Here is a 17705-nt window from a genome sequence, read left to right as displayed (position 1 = left end):
CTCTGCCAAATCGGGCCGGGCCTGGCCACCGAGTTAACGGACCAGGCGGATGGTGAACGGGTAGCGGTACTCGTGACCGCTGGAGGCCGCCATCGTGGCCAGGATGATGACGACCAGCGCCGCGATCGCCCCGATCACCACCAGCGGGATGATGATCAGCACGCCCAGGCCGAACGTGATCAGGATCAGCACCACCGCGACCGCGGTGTAGATGAGCAACGACAGCTGGAAGTTCAGCGACTCCAACGCGTGCCGCCGGACGAACTCCGATCGGTCCCGGTACACCAGCCAGATCACCAGCGGACACAGGAACCCCATCGCGAACCAGGCCGCGACCAACACCCCGACGTGAGCCACCATCCCCCACGTCCGCTCCTCCGAGGCCGGCAACGGCGGCCCCACACCAGGCGCACTCATACATTTAGTCAAGCACGCTCAGCACCCGTCGTCACCGAGCTCAGCCGGGGAGGCCGGCCAGGCGATGGGTTAGGAAGCGGCGTTCGGTTTCGTTGGGGGTGAGGATGATGGCCAGGCGGTAGGCGTCGGCCGCTTCGGCGACGCGGCCGAGGCGGGCGAGTACGTCGGCGCGGGCCGCCGGGAGGTAGGCGTACGCCTTGAGGGCCGGCTCGTTGCTCAGGGCATCCAGTTCGGCGAGGACGGTCTCGAGGTCGGCACCTGGGACGAGGCTTCGCGCGGCGGCTCGGTTGAGCGCGACGATCGGTGTCGGCCAGCTGACCATCATCGCGTCGTACATCCTCACGACCTGACCCCAGTCGGTCTGCTCCCACGACGGCGCGGTCACGTGCAACCCCGCCACGGCCGCCTGCAGCGCGAACCTCCCCTGGCCCCGCTCGAGTGCGGCCGTCGCTCGCGACACCCCTTCCGCCAGCAGCCGGATGCTCCACCGTGACCGGTCCTGATCCGCCAGCAGCACCAACTCCCCGTCCTCGCTCACGCGCGCGTCGCCACGCGCTTCCGTCATCAACAGCAACCCCAGCAAGGCCTGCGGCTCCGCCTCGTCCGGCATCAACCGCACGAGCAACCGCGCCAACTCGACCGCCCGCCTGGTCAGGTCCGTACGGGTCAGCTCCGACCCGGCCGCCACATGTCCTGCCGTGTAGACGAGGTGCACGACCGTCAGGACGGCGTCCAGCCGGGCCGGCAACTCGTCATCGGCCGGGATCCGGTACGGGATCGAGGCCGCCGCGATCTTCTTCTTCGCCCGGGTGATCCGGGCCGCCGCCGTCGGCTCACTGATCAGCAGTCCGGCCGCCACCTCCCGGGTCGTCAGACCGCAGATCAGCCGCAACGTCAACGCCACTTGCGAGTCCCGGCCCAGCGCCGGGTGGCAGCAGGTGAACACCAGACGCAGCGGATCCGTCGGGTGCTCCACCTCGCCCGGTGCGACCGGATCCTCCACCAGCAACGGAAGCTTCCGCCGCAGGGTCGTCTCCCGCCGCATCCGATCGAGTGCGAGCCGCCGCGCGACCGTGGTCAGCCAGCCGCCCGGGTTCGACGGAAGCCCGTCCGGCCAGGTCCGTAACGCCTGGACGAAGGCGTCCTGCGTACAGTCCTCGGCCAGATCCAGATCCCGCGTCAGCCGCACCACCGACGCCAGCACCGTCGACCAGCTCTCCCGGTGTGTCCGGTCCACCACGCGGGCCACTTCGACCGCCGAAACCGCAGGCGGGCACGCCGACGGCGGGAGGTCCGTCGGAGTACCCGGCTGCTGCGACATCGGTCAGGCCGGGGGCTGGGAGTCCGCGGAGGTGTCCATCACCGGGCGGACTTCGACGTTCCCCGCCGGGCACAGCTTGGCGAGCTCGAGCGCCTGGTCCAGGTCGCGCGCTTCGATCACGTAGAAGCCGCCGAGGGCCTCCTTGGTCTCGATGAACGGCCCGTCCGTCACCAAGGGGTCGGCACCCTCGCGCTGCCGGACCGTGCTCGCGGTGCTCGACCGCTCCAGCGCCTCCCCACCGAGGACCCGCGCCCCGGCCTTCTCCACGGCCTCCATGAACGCGCCGTGCAGTTTCATCGCCTGCTGCCACTCCTCCGGCGTGACGTTGTCGTACCACTCTTCGCTGTCGAACAACAGGAACATGTACTGCGCCATCTCCGGCTCCCTTGCCTCGGGCTTGTACTGAACATCTTGCTGACGATCGGCAGCCGGCGGAATCGACAGCACCGGCAACGAATTTCCCAGTCATGTCCCGGCTCACCTCCGGTGACGCGGCGGATACGAACAGCACCATCGTGCCCACGCCACGTAGTGTTGACCAGGAACTCAACATGCACTCTCCCGGCATTTGTCAGGAACCCGGAGGCCTTCGTGGAGCACCTGGACGTCCTCGTCGTCGGCGCCGGCCTGTCCGGGATCGGCGCCGCCTACCGGCTCCAGACGCAGTGCCCGGACCGCACCTACGCCGTGCTGGAAGCGCGGATGAGCATCGGCGGCACCTGGGACCTGTTCCGCTACCCCGGCATCCGGTCCGACTCCGACATGTTCACGCTCGGCTTCCCGTTCCATCCGTGGACGGCCGCGAAGGCGATCGCGGACGGTCCGGCGATCCTGGAGTACCTCCACGAGACCGCGTCAACCTACGGGATCGACAAGCACATCCGGTTCGGGCAGCGCGTCATACGGGCGTCGTGGTCGTCGACGGATGCGCGGTGGACCGTGGAGACCACCCAGGCGTCGTACACGTGCTCGTTCCTGTATGTGTGCAGCGGGTACTACGACTACGACTCGGGCTACGTCGTCGACTTCCCGGGCCAGAGTGAGTTCCAGGGGCGCGTGGTTCATCCGCAGCATTGGCCGGAGGACCTGGACTACACCGGTGAGCGGGTAGTGGTGATCGGCAGTGGCGCGACGGCTGTGACACTCGTGCCGGCTATGGCTCGTACGGCGGCGCACGTGACGATGCTGCAGCGCTCGCCGAGCTATGTCGCGTCCAGACCGGCTCACGACGCGTTCTCCGACCGGCTGCGCGCCGTACTGCCTGAGAAACTCGCACACCGGGTGATCCGGGGGAAGAACGTTCTCTTCAGTACGGCGGTCTACAGCGCGTTCCGGAGGTGGCCGGCTCATGCCGCGTGGTTCCTGAACAGCACAGTGGCCAAGCAGTTGCCGGACTCGATCCCGGCCGACCCGCACTTCACCCCGCGCTACAAGCCGTGGGACCAGCGGCTCTGTCTGGTGCCGGACGCCGACCTGTTCAAAGTACTGCGCGATGGCTCGGCCACTGTGGTCACGGACGAGATCGAGACCTTCACGCGGTCCGGTCTGCGGCTGCGCTCCGGACGGGAACTGGAGGCCGACCTGATCGTCACCGCGACCGGACTGCGCATGGCTGCGCTCGGCAACATCCAGCTGACGGTCGACGGGCGGGCGGTGGACCCGCACGACGCCTTCATCTACAAGGGGATGATGCTGAGCGACGTACCGAATCTCGCCTGGTGCATCGGCTACACCAACAACTCATGGACGCTCCGCTCGGACCTGACCTCGCAGTACGTCTGCCGCCTGCTCAACCACCTCACGGCGACCGGCACCAGCATCTGTGTGCCCGAGATCGACCCGTCCGAGTACGACGCCCCACACCGCCCCGTCGTCGACCTGTCCTCCGGCTACATCCAGCGAGCCGCGTCGATCCTGCCCCGCCAGGGCACCCACGGCCCCTGGCGGCTGCGGCAGAACTACCCCCGGGACCTCGTCCTCCTGCGCTTCGGCCCGGTGACCGACGACTCCATGCAGTTCAAGCCCGCTGCTTGAGCCTGCGAGGCCGCCCGAGAGGGCGGCCGCACAGCAGAGCTTCAGGGAACGGGCGCAGGGGGTTGCGGACCGACGTAGGTTGCGATGGGGCGGATGATCTTGGGGTCGGTGGACTGCTCCAGGATGTTGGCGGACCAGCCGATGACGCGGCTGACGGCGAAGGTTGGGGTGAACATCGGGCGCGGCAGGCCGCAGAGCTCCATCACCACGCCGGCGTAGAACTCGACGTTGGCGTAGAGGTTGCGACCCGGCTTCAGCTCGGCGAGTACGTCGACGATGCGCTGCTCGACCGTGGTCGCGAAGTCCACCAGGTCCCCGCCCAGGCCGCGGGCGATGTCGCGCAGCATCAGTGACCGCGGGTCCTCGGTCCGGTAGACGGCGTGGCCGAAGCCCATGATCCGGTCCCCCGCCGACACCTTCTCCCGCACCCACTCGTCGATCCGGTCCGGCGTGCCGATCTCGTCCAGGCTGGCCAACGCCCGGTCCGGCGCGCCACCGTGCAGCGGTCCCGAGAAGGCTCCGATCGCACCGGCGATTGCGGACACGACGTCAGCACCCGTCGACGCGATCACCCGCGCGGTGAACGTGGACGCGTTGAACCCGTGATCCACCGTGGCAACGAGGTAGTGCTCGATGGCAGCGACCTGCGCGGCGTCCGGCTCGGCGCCGGTCACCAGGTAGAGCCAGTTGGCCGCCGCAGTGAGGTCTGCGCGAGGCTCGAGCGGCTCCTGTCCCTCGCGCAAGCGGTACAGCGCCGCCAGGATCGTCGGCGTCACCGCACACACCAGCATCGCGTCCGCCTTCCGGCGTGCTGGGTCCGCGTCCCAGAGCGGCGGCAGCTTCCGTACGGCGGCCAGCAGCGACAAGGCGGTACGGAGACCGGCCAGCGGATTGAACGAAGGACCAGCGGTCGCGATCGCGGGCAGGACCGCGCGGACCTCGTCCGGCAGCACGCGCAAGGGCGCCAACTCGGCGATGAGGCGGTCGCGCTCGTCCGCGGTCGGGAGGTGGCCCTCGAACATCAGGAACCAGACGTCTTCCAGCGTCTTCGACTTGGCGAGATCGATCGCCGAGTACTGGCGGTAGTGGTAGAACCCTTCGTCACCACGGACGTCGCCCAGGGTCGTCTCGGTGACGACGACGTTGCGCAGACCACCCGGGACATTGATTGTTGTTGACATATCTTCAGAGTTGACAGGCAATCAACTATTGTCAATATTGATCCAGTCAACATGAAGACCCACAGACGCTCGGAGGAGCGCTGGATGAGCCAGCAAGGTGACGAGAATTACCTGACCACGGCGGAGGTCGCCCGCCAGCTCAAGGTGAAGCCGGAGACGATCTACGCGTACGTGAGCCGGGGGCTGCTGACGAGCGTCCGGGCTCGAGGCCGGCGCGGCAGCCTGTTCGCCGCGGCGGACGTCGAGCGGTTGGCGAGCAAGTCCGTGGAGCATTCCGGGGTGGTCGAGCAGATCGAGTCCGAGCTCACCCTCCTGCAGGACGACGAGCTTTACTACCGCGGTCACTCGGTCCGGGAGCTCGCAACCGAGTGGCCCCTGGAGTCGGTCGCGCATCTGCTGTGGACCGGCGACCTGACCAAGCGCCAGCCGTTCCCGGCGCCGGGTGACTCGGTGCAGCTCGCCAGGTCCGCGATGAGCGTGCTGCCGGATTCGGCCCGCCTGACCGACAGGCTTCGGGTGGCAGTCACCGTGCTCGGGGCTGCCGACCCGATGCGGTTCGACCTCATGCCCCGTTCAGTGGTCGCGGCAGCGGAAAAGCTGATCGGCGTACTCGCCGCGTCTCTTCCCGGACCGCCGCGCACGTCAGACACACCACAGTCATTGGGCAAGCAACTCTGGCCGAAGCTGTCGCCCCACCCACCGCGACCCGAGCTGCTGGAAGCCGCACTGATCATGCTCGCCGACCATGGCTTGGCGGTGTCGACGATCGCGGCACGGGTGGCCGCCAGCGCCCGAGCCAATCTGTACGCCGTCGTGTCGGCCGGGCTGGGCGCGTTGGATGGCCAGTACCACGGCGCCGCGCCGACCCTGGCGTACGAATTCCTGCAGCGAGCACAGCGGGATCCGCTGCAGGCGCTGTCGGATCAGCTGCGGTCAGGTGAACCGGTGCCAGGGTTCGGGCATCGGATCTATCGCGAGCGGGACCCGCGCGCCGAGGTCTTGCTGGAGCTGCTGGGCGACCACCCCGTCGTCGAGACGGTTCAGGTGCTGGCCGCGCGGATGCCGTCGTTCCCGAACAGCGATCTGGCCGTCGCCGCGATGATGCACGCCTTCGAGTTCCGCGCAGATGCCGGCGACGCGTTGTTCGCGCTCGCGCGAATCATCGGATGGACCGCGCACGCGCTGGAGGAGTACGCGGCGCCGGCTCTGCGCTTCCGTGCCTTGGGGATCTACACCGGCCGAGGGGGTCCGGTCGAGCCGAAGGTCAGAACAGCGCGGCCATCAACCGCCGGCGGGCCTTGACCACGCGCTCGTCGTCGGTGCCGACGACCTCGAACAGCTCCAGCAGGTGCAGCCGGAGAGCGTTGCGCTCGTCGCCCGAGGTCACCTGGATGGTGTTGATCAGCCGGTTGAAGGCGTCCTCGACGTGGCCGCCCATCAGGTCGACGTCGGCGACCAGCTTCTGCGCCTCGACGTCATCAGGGTTCTCGGCCGCGCGCGTACGGATGTCCGCGGGGACGTCCTGGGTGCGCTTGACCAGCTGGACCCGGGCCAGGCCGGACTTCGCCTCGGCGTCGTTCGGGGTTTCCTTCAGCAGTTCCTCGTACGCCGCGATCGCGCCGTCCAGGTCACCGGCGCCGACCGCGTTCTCCGCCTTCTCGTAGCGCGGGTCCGGCGTGGGCTCGGCAGCCTCCTCCGACGCGGCCGCGGGACCGACCGGCTCGGCCCGCCCGGTGATGCCGTTCGCGACCGCCACCGTGAGCAGCTGGTCGAGGTACTGCCGCGCCTCCGGCTCACTCAGCGCGCCCTGGAACAGCGGGACCACCTGACCCCGCAGTACGGCGATCACCAGCGGAACCGACTGGACGCCGACCGCCTGGGCCAGCTGCGGGTTCGCGTCGATGTCGATCCGGGCCAGCAGGAACTTGCCGGCGTACTCGGTCGACAGCTTGGCCAGCACCGGGCTGAGCGCGGTCGAGGCCTGCGACCGTGGCGACCAGAACTCGACCACCACCGGCACCTGCAGCGACCGCTCGATCACATCGGCCTGGAAGGTCGGCTCGCTCACGTTCAGCACATACGACCCCGACGCGCCACCGCCGGCCGCGGGCGCGGCAGCACCCTGGCCCGGCGCGGCGCCGGCCGGTGCGCCTGGCTTGCGCAGAGACGACAGATCGATCGCCCCAGGACGGGAGAAGTTCGACTGACTCACGACTGCCCTCGCATTCCGTTCACGTTCACGGGTCCATCCTCCCCGACGCGGCTTCAGGGTGGTGTGCCCGGGTGGCCAAGAGCAGACGGGCCAGGCCGCTGCGGGTGCCGGCGACAGCGATCCGGTCACCTGGCTGGAGCACCTTGTCGTACGCCGGGGACCAGTCCCAGGTGGTCCCGTCCTGGCAAGCGAGGACCCGCAGACCACCGGCCTCGTCCAGCTCGCCCAGCCGCAGACCGCCCGCGACCGAGCCCGGCTCGACGGTGACCTCGGTGAGCAGCAGGACGCGACGACCGGCCGGCACGGTCACCTGGCTGCGCCGGTTCGCCACCGCCGCCGCGATCGCCGGAGCGACCAGCATCGACACCGACCGGCTGTGCCCGAGCCCGAGCCGCCGCTCGACCCGCTGGGCCAGGTCGTGGTCGAACATCCGCATCGTGATCCGCGCCTCGGGGTTCAGCTCGCGGACGACCATCGCGGATTCCAGGTTGGTGATGTCGCCGTTGGTGATCGCGAGCACTGACTGACACCTCTGGACACCGGCCGATCGCAACGTCTCCTCGTTGCTGCTGTCCCCGATCACCACCGGGACCCGCAACCGGTGCGCCGTCTGTACACCGGGCGCGTCCTCGTCGTGCTCGACCCCGACCACCGCGACGCCACGCTCGGCCAGGATCTCCAGCACGCGCGCACCGACCGTGCCGAGACCGCAGACGACGACATGGTTCCGCGGCCGGCCGCGGACGCCGCCGATCACCCGCGACAACCGGGCACCGATCAGCGAGTCGACGACCACCGCGGTGAGCAGGGCCATCAGCACGATGCCGGTCAGCTGTACCAGCACCGCGGCCACCTTGGCCCAGGGCTCCGCTTCGGAGAACGTGTCGTCCTCGATGCCGGCCGACGTGACCGCACCGGCGGCCAGGTAGAGCGCGCGCCACCAGTCGATGTTCGGGTGCGCGATGTAGTGCGTCAGCACCGTCCCGCTGACTACGAGGAACAGCATGACCGCGGCGATCCGCCGTACCCGGCGATCGAAGACGTCGCGCATCGCCATCAGCCAGCCGGCTCGCCGTACGTCCTTGGTCCGCCAGACGCTGCGCACACCGGTGCCGAGCACGATGTCACCGGTCGGATCGGAGCTCACGATCGGCAGCAGCTCCGGCGTCGCCGACGAGGTGGTGTCGGCCAGTACGGCGAGATGCGGCTCGCGGATCAGATCGGCCTGACCGGCGACCAGCCGGCGGCCGCCGAGATCGAGCCAGGTCAGCTCGTCGTCCTCCAGCGCGTCCGACACGAACGCCGGCGCGGCCAGCGACGGACCCGAGATCACCACACAGTCGCCCAGCAGGCTGTGCAACTGCGCGCCCAGCCGCGGGTTGACCATCTGTACGACGATGCGCAGGTCCGGATCCATGTCCCGCGCGGTCAGCGCGGTGTGGACGTTGCGGACGTCGTCGTTGTCCAGCAGCACCAGGGCACGCGCGGACGACGGGTTCCCGTCCTTCGCATCGGCGACACCCGCGCGCCGCAGCAGCGCCTCACTGACGACCCGGACGCCCAGCACGTTCGCGCCGAGCTCGCCGATCCGTTCGAAGTGCCGGGACGCGGGGTTGACGATCGCGGTGACCTGCTCGCCCGAGCTGACCAGTTCGGTGACGACCCGCAGCATCGTGCGGTCTGAGCCACAGACGACCACACCGCGCCCGTCGGCCGGACCGAGCGCGGTGTCGCCGGACGGTGCCGGTTGACTGTCTGCCGGCCCGTCCTCAGAAGCGGGCGGGCTCTCGGTACTCGCCCCAGAGCTCCCGAAGAACGTGACAGATTTCCCCCATCGTGGCCTCCGCACGCGCCGCCTCCAGCATGGGTTCGATGAGGTTCCCGGTCCCTCTGGCCGCCTCGACCAGAGCGGATAGCGTACGACGGACCCGGTCCTCGTCGCGGTGCGTCCGGCGCTCCGCGAGCACCCGGCACTGCTCGATCTCGACCTCGTGGCTGACCCGGAGGATGGACAGCTCACCGGAGACCGTGTCGGTCAGGGTGTTCACCCCGACGATCTTCTTCTCACCCTTCTCCAGCTTCTGCTGGTACTCGAACGCGGCGTCGGCGATCTCGGCCATGAACCAGCCGTCCTCGATCCCGCGCAGGATGCCGCCGGTCATCGAGCCGTCCGGGCTCATCTCCTTGATCCGGGCGAAGATCTCCTCGGCCTCCGCGTCGAGCTTGTCGGTGAGTGCCTCGACGTACCAGGACCCGCCGAGCGGGTCGGCGACGTTGGTGACCCCGATCTCTTCCATCAGCACCGACTGGGTCCGCAACGCGATCTCGGCCGACTCCTCGCTCGGCAGCGCGAGCGTCTCGTCGAGTGCGTTGGTGTGCAGCGAGTTCGTCCCCCCGAGGACGGCGGCCAGCGCCTCGACAGCCGTGCGTACGACGTTGTTGTACGGCTGCTGGGCGGTCAGCGAGACGCCTGCGGTCTGGGTGTGGAAGCGCAACGACTGCGCCTTGTCGGTCTTGGCCCCGTACACGTCACGCAGCCAGCGGGCCCAGATCCGCCGCGCCGCCCGGAACTTCGCGATCTCCTCGAAGAAGTCCAGGTGGCTGTCGAAGAAGAACGACAGACCGGGTGCGAACACGTCGACGTCGAGTCCTCGCGACAGGCCCAGCTCGACGTACCCGAACCCGTCGGCCAGCGTGTACGCGAGCTCCTGCGCGGCCGTCGAACCGGCCTCGCGGATGTGGTAGCCGGAGACACTCAGCGGCTTGTACGCCGGGATGGTCGCGGCGCAGTACTCCATCAGGTCACCGATCAGGCGCAGGTGCGGCTCCGGCGGGAACAGCCACTCCTTCTGCGCGATGTACTCCTTGAAGATGTCGGTCTGCAGCGTCCCGTTGAGCCGGGTGATGTCGGCACCCTGCCGCTCGGCCGCGACCAGGTACATCACGAACGCCGGTACGGCGGGACCGGAGATCGTCATCGACGTCGTCACGTCCTGCAGCGGGATGTCCTTGAACAGCCGGTCCATGTCGGTGGCGGAGTCGATCGCGACCCCGCAGTGGCCGACCTCGCCGAGCGACTTCGGGTCGTCGGAGTCACGGCCCATCAACGTCGGCATGTCGAACGCGACCGACAGGCCGCCGCCACCGCCGTTCAGGATCATCTTGTACCGCTCGTTGGTCTGCTCGGCGTTGCCGAAGCCGGCGAACTGGCGGATCGTCCAGGTGCGGCCGCGGTACCCGGTCGGGTACAGGCCGCGGGTGAACGGGAACTCGCCCGGCCAGCCGATCCGCTCCATCCGCGGGTCGTCGACCCCCTCGGGTGGACCGTAGACGGGCGCGACCTCGGTGCCGGAGAGCGTGGTGAAATCCGCCTCCCGCTTACGCGCCGCGTCGTACCGCTGCTGCCACCGGCTCCGGCCGGCGGCGATCTCGTCGGCATCCATCAGTCAGACCTCCTCGGGACTGCTCCCAAAATACTAGGACGTCCAACTATTTCCAACCGCCGGGGACGAACCGCCAGGCCATCACCATCACGCGCCGGCGGCGGGCCGACGCGGGGAGACGCTCAGGGCAGCGCATTGTGATGGCCTGGAGATCCGGGTCTAGGTGAAATCGCCGGCGTTGTGGCGGAGGGGTTCGAGGACGGACCAGAGCATCTTGAGCTGGTCGTCGGTCAGACCGGACAGGGCGAAGTCGGCGGCGACGAGATCGGCGGTGGCGCGTTCGACCAGCTCGCGGCCCTCGGGGGTGATCTCGCAGAGGACGGCCCGGCCGTCGTCCGGGTGCGGCGTCCGGGTCACCAGGCCGGCCGCCTCCAGCCGCCGTACGATCGACGTCACCGAGGTCGGGTGCACCTGCAACCGCTCCCCCATCTTGCCCAGCGGCAACGACCCGCGCCGCGAGAACGTCAGCAGCACCAGCGCCTCGAACCGCGCGAACGTCAGGCCGTGCTTCTTCAGGATGTCGTCGAGCTCACCGATGACGATCTGCTGGGCCCGCATCAGCGAGGTGACGGCCCGCATCTGCTCGACCGCTCCCCACCGCCGCCCCCACTGCCGCGACGCCTCGTCGATCGGATCGAACGGCAACGCCCTCTTCCTCGCCATGTCCGGAAGATTATCCGCCACAGCCCTTATCGTGGCTGACCGTGGCGACTCTCAGGGACTCCGACTTCCCCACACTCGGCACGGACTCGCCGGCCGAGGAACTGATCGCGATCAGGTTCCGCTGGTACCGCACCCAGGCGAACCGGTCACGCATCTACTACCGGCTGCTGGGCACCGTCCAGCTCATCGCGGCACTCGTCATCGCGATCTCGGTCGCCATCGGCGCCCCCACCTGGCTCGCGCCCGCCCTCGGCGGCGTGATCGCCCTGGCCGAGGGGATCCGGACGCTGTTCGGGTTCAAGGACTCCTATCCGATGTACACCCGGACCGCCGAACAGTTGCGGAACGAGGCCTGGCTGTACGCGCAGCGCGCCGGGCGCTACGCGGACGCCGAGGACCCGGTCCGGCTTCTCGCGGAGCGCGTCGTCGAGATCAGCCAGGCCGAGACCACCGACTGGGAGGCCGCGGTGAAGGCCCGCAGCATCTGATCCGCGGTGAAGGGCCGCAGGATCTGAAAAACTGTCCGGTGCGGCTGGCATGCTCGGCCGTATGACACTGGGCGGGTTCTATCTCGAGCAGTTGCGGACCGAGTCGGCGCGGCTCGGGGAGGTTGCGCGGATGGGGCTGGATGCCGCGGTGCCGAGCTGTCCAGGGTGGACGGTGGAGTCGGTGGTGCGGCACGTGGCGACGGTGTATCTGCACAAGGTCGAGGTGTTGCGGCTCGGTGCGTTGCCGGACCCGTGGCCGCCGGACTTCGGCGGTCGGGACGCGCTCGAGCTGTACGACGAAGCGCGGGTGGCGATCGTGGACGCGCTGGAGACGGCCGGGACCGAGCTGGAGACGTGGACGTTCAGCCCGGACGACAGGACCTCCGGTTTCTGGTACCGGCGGATGGCGCTCGAGAGCGTCGTGCACCGGATCGATGTCGAGCAGGCTCATGACGTGGTCACTCCGATCGATCCCGATCTCGCGCTCGACGGCATCGACGAACTGCTCTTCCCCAACCTCGGCGGCCCCTGGTGGGAGGAGGGCGACACCGAGCACCCTGTCGACGCGACAGTGCGGATCACCGTCGAGGGACGCGCCTGGACCGTCCGCGCCGATGCGACCGGTGTCGCGGTGAGTCCGGGCTCCGAGGGTGACGTGGCCGCCGAGATCTTCGGGTCGGCGGATGCCGTGTTCCTGTGGTTGTGGGGCCGGGTCGACACGGCTGCGATCCGGTCCGCCGGCGACGCGGACGTCGTACGGGAGTTCCGGGCCAGGATCGCGGAATGCACCACCTGAGCGATGTCCTGATCAAGGGTGGCTGTTCGTTCCCTTGGTGAAGGACCAGAGTGGTCCTGTTGAAGGAGGCTTTCGATGGCGCAGTACCTTGCACTGACCTACACCGCCGACGTGGACTGGTGGGCGCCCGAACAGGCGGCGGAGCTCGCCGAGTACCGCCAGTTCGGCGTGGACCACGAGGAGCAGATCAAGGCCAGCGCGGTCTTGCACCCGACCGCGACGGCGACGGTCGTCCGGGTCGAGGGGGCCCGCGGTGGCCCGGTGGTCACGACCGACGGGCCGTACGCCGAGACCAAGGAAGCGCTGACCGGCTACTACCTGATCGAGGCCGCGGACCTGGAAGAGGCGGTCGCGGTCGCCACGAAGATCCCGGCGGCCTGGAACGGCGCCGTCGAGGTCCGGCCGGTCATCCTGGCCAAGTAGTACATGTACGACGAGCTCGCCGAGACCATCCGGATCGAGGGCACGCGCATCCTCGCGACCCTGATCCGGACGGTCGGCGACGTCCAGCTCGCCGAGGATGCCGTCCAGGAGGCGTCCCTGGCGGCTCTCGGCGCCTGGCCGGTGACCGGCGTACCGCCAGAGCCGCGCGCCTGGCTGACCGTGACCGCCCGGCGGAAGGCGATCGACATCATCCGCCGCGAGCGCGCACGCCCCGGCAAGGAGCGAGACGGGCTGGAGCTGATGGAGCTCAGTCAGCCGGACGGAGACGTGCCGGACAGCGTGCTGCAGGACGATCTGCTCCGGTTGATCTTCACCTGCTGCCATCCGACCCTGTCGCCACCGACCCGGGTCGCCCTGGCCTTGCGCACACTCTGCGGTCTGTCGCCCGCGCAGATCGCCGGTGTACTGCTGACCACCGAGGTCGCGACGAACAAGCGGCTGACCCGTGCACGGCAGAAGATCGCCGCCGCCCGGATCCCGTACCGGGTGCCGCCGGCCGACGAGCTGCCTAATCGCCTCCCGGCGGTCTGCGCGGTGATCCACAGCCTCTACACCGCCGGCCACGCGCCGATCGAGGGCGAGACCGCGTACGACGTGGACGTCTGCGCCGAGGCGATTCGGCTCGCCGAGCTTCTCCACGGTTTGCTGCCGGATCAGCCGATGCCGATGGCGGTCCTGGCCTTGCTGCTCCTCACCGAGGCCCGCCGCCCGGCTCGGCTCGACGAGCAGGGCGAGGTCGTCACACTCGACCAGCAGGACCGGACGCGCTGGGATGCCGGCCTGATCGCCCGCGGAGTGGCCGTGCTCAACGACTCGCTCCAGCGCTCGAACCGGCAAGCCGACGCCTACCAGCTGCAGGCCGCGATCGCGGCCGAGCACGCCCGCGTCCCGAGCTACACCGCGACCGACTGGCGCGAGATCCTTCGCCTGTACGAGCTGCTCAACGAGGTCGCGCCCAGCCCGGCCGCACAACTGGGCCAGGTCGTCGCGGCCGCCGAAGCGGGCGACGTCACCTCGGCGTTCGCGCTGCTGGACGGCGTACCGCGTAGTCCTCGCTGGCATGCGGTGCGCGGCGAACTGCTGGCCCGGCAGGCCCGGTACGCCGAAGCCGCCGAGGAACTGGCCGAGGCCATCGCGTCCGGCGCGAACGACTCGGAGCGCACCTACCGGGAACGCCGCCGGCTGGCCTTCCTCGAGGCCGCCCGGGATACGCCCTAGTCGCGATCGTCGTCGGTCCAGTTGCCGCGTTCGCTGTTGAAGATGGACTTGGTGCCGGAGCCGGCCACCGGGCGCGCCTGGTGCGCGGCGGGCGCAGGCGCCACCGTGGTGGTGACCTCCTGTGCGGAGTCCATCCCGATCGGGCCGGTACCGTCGTCGTCGGAGTCGTCGTCGCCCTGCACCACGTCGACGCTTGCCGACGCGCGCAGACCGGTGCGCTGGATGACCCGCTGGATGGTCAGATCCCGGTCGTCCGGGCGGCTGACCCACCTGATCTCGCGGAAGCCCTGGTCCTGCGCCGCGGACTCGAAGACGAAGTGGCCGTAGCCGAAGATCCGCCCGACGATCGGCTTCTGCAGGGTGATGTCCAGGACTCGCGCGATCGGGGTGGTCGCGACCGTCTGGGAGAAGACGCCACGGATCCGCATCACCCGCATGTTGGTGACCACGAACCGGTCCCGGTGGTGGGTGAGGAACTGCCAGAAGGCATGCATCAGGAGGATCAGCACGATCGCCAGCAGCACCTGCGTGCCACCGATCGAGTCGGTCACCAGCGCCACCAGCAGGGCGGTCGCCAGCACGACCTCGAGCATCGGCACCGTGAACACCACCCAGTGCTGCCTGACCTCGTCGATGACGACTTCGCCCTCGTCCGAGATCAGATGGCGCCGGACCTTCGGGTCGAAGATCCGGAACAGGCCTATTCCGGCCATCCGCTCACTCCCCTGCTATCCCCGCTGTCGGCCACCCGGCCCCAATCGCTTCGTACAGCCAAGTGTCCCGCACGATCGCTCGTAGCGGGACACTCGGACAGCAGATCAGTTGAACAGCGCGGTCAGGAACGTGATCACGCTCCCGAACGCGTCGCCGACGGCTGAGAACGCGCCTCCCACCGCGTCGGCCGCGTTCGCCGGCTGAGTGAACAGATAGAAGCCGGCAAAGGCGATGACCGACCAGATCAACAGCTTCTTCGGCATGTCACCACTCCTCGTTCGCAACCACTCGGTCGACTGTGTTTGTGTTTGTATCACGGACCGTCACCAATTGTCACTGACTGAACACAGCCCACCGCACAATGCTCACCAGCTACAAGGTCCATTCTGTAACGGATTTGGGGGCATGGCAGCCACCGGCGCGCCGCCGTGAGACGGGGATCGCACCGTCGCGCGGAAAACGTGCGGATTTTGCCCGATTCCGGAACTGGTCTCAGTGTAGCCATTGCCGGCGACACAATGTGACAGAAAGTGGTGGAGTGTTGCACTAGAGGGCCGCAATGAGCTCGTCGGCGGCTGTGTAGGGATCGGTGTTCCCCTCGGCCACCTTGGCTGCCAGGACGTCGAGCCGGGCATCGCCGTGCAGATGCGCGAACCGGGACCGCAGCGCGGTCATCGCGATCGCCTCGATCTCGTCCCGCGCCCGGCCGCGGCGCCGCTCGTCCAGGACCCCGTTCGCCGCCATCCAGGCCAGCCGGTCCTCGATCGCCGAGACCACCTCGGCGATCCCTTCGTTGCGCGAGGCAACAGTCTTCAGGATCGGCGGCGACCACGCGCCCGCAGGCCGTTCGGCCAGGGCGAGCATCGCGCGCAGGTCGCGGGTGACGTTCTGCACGCCGTCCCGATCGGCCTTGTTCACAACGTAGATGTCACCGACCTCGAGGATGCCGGCCTTCGCCGCCTGGATCCCGTCACCCATCCCCGGCGCCAGCAGCACGAGGGTCGTGTCGGCCATCCCGGCGATCTCCACCTCGGACTGACCGACCCCGACGGTCTCCACCAGGACGACGTCGAACCCGGCCGCGTCCAGCACCCGCAACGCCTGGGGCGTCGTCCAGGCCAGCCCGCCCAGGTGTCCACGGGACGCCATCGACCGGATGAACACCCCGGCGTCCGTGGCGTGATCCTGCATCCGCACCCGGTCCCCCAGCAACGCACCGCCGGAGAACGGCGACGACGGGTCGACCGCGAGTACGCCGACCCGCTTCCCCGTCTCGCGGTACGCCGACACCAGCGCCGACGTCGACGTGGACTTGCCGACACCCGGCGAGCCCGTGATCCCGACGATGTGCGCGTTCCCGGCGTAGGGCGACAGGGCCGCCATCACCTCACGCAGCAACGGCGACTCGTCCTCGACCAGTGAGATCAGCCGGGCGACGGCCCGCGCGTCACCCTCGCGGGCCCGCTCGACCAATTCACCGACAGGAGCGGTACGTCGTGGCATCAGCTCTGTGTCAGCTCTGGGTCAGCTCTGGGGCACGCGAACGATCAGGGCGTCACCCTGGCCGCCACCGCCGCACAGGGCCGCGGCTCCGGTGCCACCACCACGCCGCTTGAGCTCCAGCGCCAGGTGCAGCACCAGCCGGGCACCCGACATGCCGATCGGGTGGCCGAGGGCGATAGCACCGCCGTTCACGTTGACCTTGTCGAGGTCGACCTGCAATTCGCGCGCCGACGCGATGCCGACCGCCGCGAACGCCTCGTTGATCTCGACCAGGTCCAGCGCGCCCGGCTCGATGCCTTCCTTCTGGCAGGCCTTGACGATCGCCTTCGCCGGCTGGCTCTGCAGGGTCGAGTCCGGACCCGCGACCGAGCCGTGCGCGCCGATCTCGGCGATCCAGCTCAGGCCGAGCTCCTCGGCCTTCGCCTTGCTCATCACGACCACGGCGCAACCGCCGTCGGAGATCTGCGAGGCCGACCCGGCGGTGATGGTGCCGTCCTTGCCGAAGGCCGGCCGCAGCTTGGCCAGCGACTCGACCGAGGTGTCACTGCGGACACCCTCGTCGCTGTCGACCACGATCGGGTCGCCCTTGCGCTGCGGGACCTCGACCGGCACCACCTCGTCGGTGAACACACCGTTCTTCCAGGCCGCGGCGGCCTGCTGGTGCGAGCGGGCGCTGAACTCGTCCTGCTCCTCGCGGCTCAGCTTCAGGCCCTCGTTGTTCGCCTGGTCGGTGAGCGCACCCATCGCCTGGTCGGTGAACGCGTCCCACAAGCCGTCGAACGCCATCGAGTCGACCAGCGGCACATCGCCGTACTTGAAGCCCTCGCGGGACTTCGGCAGCAGGTGCGGCGCGTTCGTCATCGACTCCATCCCGCCGGCCACCACGACCTCGTACTCACCGGCGCGGATCAGCTGGTCGGCGAGCGCGATCGCGTTCAGGCCGGACAGGCAGACCTTGTTGATGGTGATGGCCGGGATGGTCATCGGGATGCCGGCCTTGGCCGCGGCCTGGCGGGCGGTGATCTGGCCGCCGCCGGCCTGCAGCACCTGGCCCATGATCACGTACTCGACCTGGTCCGGTGCGACCCCGGCCTTCTCCAGTGCGCCCTTGATCGCGAACCCGCCGAGCTCGGCGCCGGTGAAGCCTTTGAGGCCACCCAGCAGCCGCCCGATCGGGGTGCGCGCGCCGGCGACTATGACGGTTTGGTTCTGCGAGCTGCGAGTGGCGTCAGACATATTGTCACGATACCTGCGACGGCACTGGTACGCCG

18 protein-coding genes are annotated in these 17705 nt (G+C 69.1%); 6 read left to right on the top strand and 12 right to left on the bottom strand.

Annotated features, from left to right (window positions below):
- Positions 1 to 33: 33 nt before the first annotated feature.
- The 3 genes from AB0F43_RS29450 to AB0F43_RS29440 form a co-directional block, all read right to left on the bottom strand.
- Positions 34 to 417: a DUF4870 domain-containing protein gene (locus tag AB0F43_RS29450; RefSeq protein WP_360483895.1), complete on the bottom strand. Its 384-nt coding sequence runs from the start codon at positions 415 to 417 to the stop codon at positions 34 to 36.
- A 40-nt stretch (positions 418 to 457) separates the two neighbouring features.
- Entirely contained in the window at positions 458 to 1657 is a 1200-nt protein-coding gene (locus tag AB0F43_RS29445) for a sigma-70 family RNA polymerase sigma factor (protein ID WP_360483892.1), read from the bottom strand.
- A gap of 84 nt (positions 1658 to 1741) precedes the next feature.
- Positions 1742 to 2113: a YciI family protein gene (locus AB0F43_RS29440; protein ID WP_360483889.1), complete on the bottom strand. Its 372-nt coding sequence runs from the start codon at positions 2111 to 2113 to the stop codon at positions 1742 to 1744.
- 216 nt (positions 2114 to 2329) lie between these two features.
- Between AB0F43_RS29440 and AB0F43_RS29435 the strand changes: the two genes are divergently transcribed.
- Positions 2330 to 3772, top strand: coding sequence for an NAD(P)/FAD-dependent oxidoreductase (locus AB0F43_RS29435; RefSeq protein ID WP_360483886.1), 1443 nt, complete (start codon positions 2330 to 2332; stop codon positions 3770 to 3772).
- 41 nt (positions 3773 to 3813) lie between these two features.
- Here the strand turns inward: AB0F43_RS29435 and AB0F43_RS29430 are convergent, their stop codons facing one another.
- Positions 3814 to 4953 carry a citrate/2-methylcitrate synthase gene (locus tag AB0F43_RS29430; RefSeq protein ID WP_360483883.1) on the bottom strand — a complete coding sequence of 380 codons (1140 nt, stop codon included), beginning with the start codon at positions 4951 to 4953 and terminating at the stop codon, positions 3814 to 3816.
- 84 nt (positions 4954 to 5037) lie between these two features.
- On the opposite strand from AB0F43_RS29430, the gene AB0F43_RS29425 reads away from it, so the two are divergent.
- On the top strand, positions 5038 to 6255 hold the full coding sequence (locus AB0F43_RS29425) for a citrate/2-methylcitrate synthase (protein WP_360483880.1): 1218 nt from the start codon (positions 5038 to 5040) through the stop codon (positions 6253 to 6255).
- Here AB0F43_RS29425 and AB0F43_RS29420 read toward each other — a convergent pair.
- The 4 genes from AB0F43_RS29420 to AB0F43_RS29405 all read right to left on the bottom strand — a co-directional run bounded on the left by AB0F43_RS29420 (position 6218) and on the right by AB0F43_RS29405 (position 11271).
- Entirely contained in the window at positions 6218 to 7165 is a 948-nt protein-coding gene (locus AB0F43_RS29420; protein ID WP_360483877.1) for a tetratricopeptide repeat protein, read from the bottom strand. The two genes, AB0F43_RS29425 and AB0F43_RS29420, sit on opposite strands and share 38 nt — an antisense overlap.
- A gap of 25 nt (positions 7166 to 7190) precedes the next feature.
- Positions 7191 to 9014 carry an NAD-binding protein gene (locus AB0F43_RS29415; protein WP_360483874.1) on the bottom strand — a complete coding sequence of 608 codons (1824 nt, stop codon included), beginning with the start codon at positions 9012 to 9014 and terminating at the stop codon, positions 7191 to 7193.
- Positions 8935 to 10608, bottom strand: a complete 1674-nt coding sequence (locus AB0F43_RS29410; protein ID WP_360483871.1) for a methylmalonyl-CoA mutase family protein — start codon at positions 10606 to 10608, stop codon at positions 8935 to 8937. The genes AB0F43_RS29415 and AB0F43_RS29410 overlap by 80 nt, the downstream gene beginning before the upstream one ends.
- A 159-nt stretch (positions 10609 to 10767) precedes the next feature.
- Complete coding sequence (locus tag AB0F43_RS29405) at positions 10768 to 11271, bottom strand: MarR family transcriptional regulator (RefSeq protein ID WP_360483868.1); 504 nt, start codon at positions 11269 to 11271, stop codon at positions 10768 to 10770.
- A 41-nt stretch (positions 11272 to 11312) separates the two neighbouring features.
- Between AB0F43_RS29405 and AB0F43_RS29400 the strand changes: the two genes are divergently transcribed.
- From AB0F43_RS29400 to AB0F43_RS29385, 4 genes are all read left to right on the top strand, one after another.
- Positions 11313 to 11759 carry a DUF4231 domain-containing protein gene (locus AB0F43_RS29400; protein ID WP_360483865.1) on the top strand — a complete coding sequence of 149 codons (447 nt, stop codon included), beginning with the start codon at positions 11313 to 11315 and terminating at the stop codon, positions 11757 to 11759.
- A gap of 61 nt (positions 11760 to 11820) precedes the next feature.
- Positions 11821 to 12555 carry a maleylpyruvate isomerase family mycothiol-dependent enzyme gene (locus AB0F43_RS29395; RefSeq protein ID WP_360483862.1) on the top strand — a complete coding sequence of 245 codons (735 nt, stop codon included), beginning with the start codon at positions 11821 to 11823 and terminating at the stop codon, positions 12553 to 12555.
- A gap of 75 nt (positions 12556 to 12630) precedes the next feature.
- Positions 12631 to 12978: a YciI family protein gene (locus AB0F43_RS29390; protein WP_360483859.1), complete on the top strand. Its 348-nt coding sequence runs from the start codon at positions 12631 to 12633 to the stop codon at positions 12976 to 12978.
- A gap of 3 nt (positions 12979 to 12981) precedes the next feature.
- Complete coding sequence (locus tag AB0F43_RS29385) at positions 12982 to 14217, top strand: sigma-70 family RNA polymerase sigma factor (RefSeq protein WP_360483856.1); 1236 nt, start codon at positions 12982 to 12984, stop codon at positions 14215 to 14217.
- On the opposite strand, the gene AB0F43_RS29380 is transcribed toward AB0F43_RS29385, so the two are convergent.
- The 4 genes from AB0F43_RS29380 to AB0F43_RS29365 all read right to left on the bottom strand — a co-directional run bounded on the left by AB0F43_RS29380 (position 14214) and on the right by AB0F43_RS29365 (position 17670).
- A complete protein-coding gene (locus AB0F43_RS29380; RefSeq protein ID WP_360483853.1) occupies positions 14214 to 14930 on the bottom strand; it encodes a PH domain-containing protein in 717 nt (238 codons plus the stop codon). The genes AB0F43_RS29385 and AB0F43_RS29380 overlap by 4 nt on opposite strands.
- A 105-nt stretch (positions 14931 to 15035) precedes the next feature.
- Positions 15036 to 15194 carry a hypothetical protein gene (locus AB0F43_RS29375; RefSeq protein WP_165949072.1) on the bottom strand — a complete coding sequence of 53 codons (159 nt, stop codon included), beginning with the start codon at positions 15192 to 15194 and terminating at the stop codon, positions 15036 to 15038.
- 283 nt (positions 15195 to 15477) lie between these two features.
- Positions 15478 to 16434: a methylmalonyl Co-A mutase-associated GTPase MeaB gene (gene meaB / locus AB0F43_RS29370; RefSeq protein WP_360483850.1), complete on the bottom strand. Its 957-nt coding sequence runs from the start codon at positions 16432 to 16434 to the stop codon at positions 15478 to 15480.
- Between the two features lie 21 nt (positions 16435 to 16455).
- The gene (locus AB0F43_RS29365) at positions 16456 to 17670 is read right to left on the bottom strand and encodes an acetyl-CoA C-acetyltransferase (protein WP_360483847.1); all 1215 of its coding nucleotides are present in this window, start codon (positions 17668 to 17670) and stop codon (positions 16456 to 16458) included.
- Between the last annotated feature and the right edge of the window lie 35 nt (positions 17671 to 17705).

This window comes from Kribbella sp. NPDC023972 (genome assembly GCF_040639075.1).
Lineage (GTDB): Bacteria > Actinomycetota > Actinomycetes > Propionibacteriales > Kribbellaceae > Kribbella.
The sequence above is the reverse complement of the archived record's forward strand: the minus strand, read 5'-3'. Positions and strand labels throughout refer to the sequence as shown.

Excerpts from the sequence above, each read along its gene's own strand:
- AB0F43_RS29450 (WP_360483895.1), bottom strand. The coding sequence starts at position 417 with ATGAGTGCGCCTGGTGTGGGGCCGCCGTTGCCGGCCTCGGAGGAGCGG.
- AB0F43_RS29440 (WP_360483889.1), bottom strand. The coding sequence starts at position 2,113 with ATGGCGCAGTACATGTTCCTGTTGTTCGACAGCGAAGAGTGGTACGAC.
- AB0F43_RS29430 (WP_360483883.1), bottom strand. The coding sequence starts at position 4,953 with ATGTCAACAACAATCAATGTCCCGGGTGGTCTGCGCAACGTCGTCGTC.
- AB0F43_RS29425 (WP_360483880.1), top strand. The coding sequence starts at position 5,038 with ATGAGCCAGCAAGGTGACGAGAATTACCTGACCACGGCGGAGGTCGCC.
- AB0F43_RS29410 (WP_360483871.1), bottom strand. The coding sequence starts at position 10,608 with ATGGATGCCGACGAGATCGCCGCCGGCCGGAGCCGGTGGCAGCAGCGG.
- AB0F43_RS29405 (WP_360483868.1), bottom strand. The coding sequence starts at position 11,271 with ATGGCGAGGAAGAGGGCGTTGCCGTTCGATCCGATCGACGAGGCGTCG.
- AB0F43_RS29395 (WP_360483862.1), top strand. The coding sequence starts at position 11,821 with ATGACACTGGGCGGGTTCTATCTCGAGCAGTTGCGGACCGAGTCGGCG.
- AB0F43_RS29390 (WP_360483859.1), top strand. The coding sequence starts at position 12,631 with ATGGCGCAGTACCTTGCACTGACCTACACCGCCGACGTGGACTGGTGG.
- AB0F43_RS29385 (WP_360483856.1), top strand. The coding sequence starts at position 12,982 with ATGTACGACGAGCTCGCCGAGACCATCCGGATCGAGGGCACGCGCATC.
- AB0F43_RS29380 (WP_360483853.1), bottom strand. The coding sequence starts at position 14,930 with ATGGCCGGAATAGGCCTGTTCCGGATCTTCGACCCGAAGGTCCGGCGC.
- AB0F43_RS29375 (WP_165949072.1), bottom strand. The coding sequence starts at position 15,194 with ATGCCGAAGAAGCTGTTGATCTGGTCGGTCATCGCCTTTGCCGGCTTC.
- meaB (WP_360483850.1), bottom strand. The coding sequence starts at position 16,434 with ATGCCACGACGTACCGCTCCTGTCGGTGAATTGGTCGAGCGGGCCCGC.
- AB0F43_RS29365 (WP_360483847.1), bottom strand. The coding sequence starts at position 17,670 with ATGTCTGACGCCACTCGCAGCTCGCAGAACCAAACCGTCATAGTCGCC.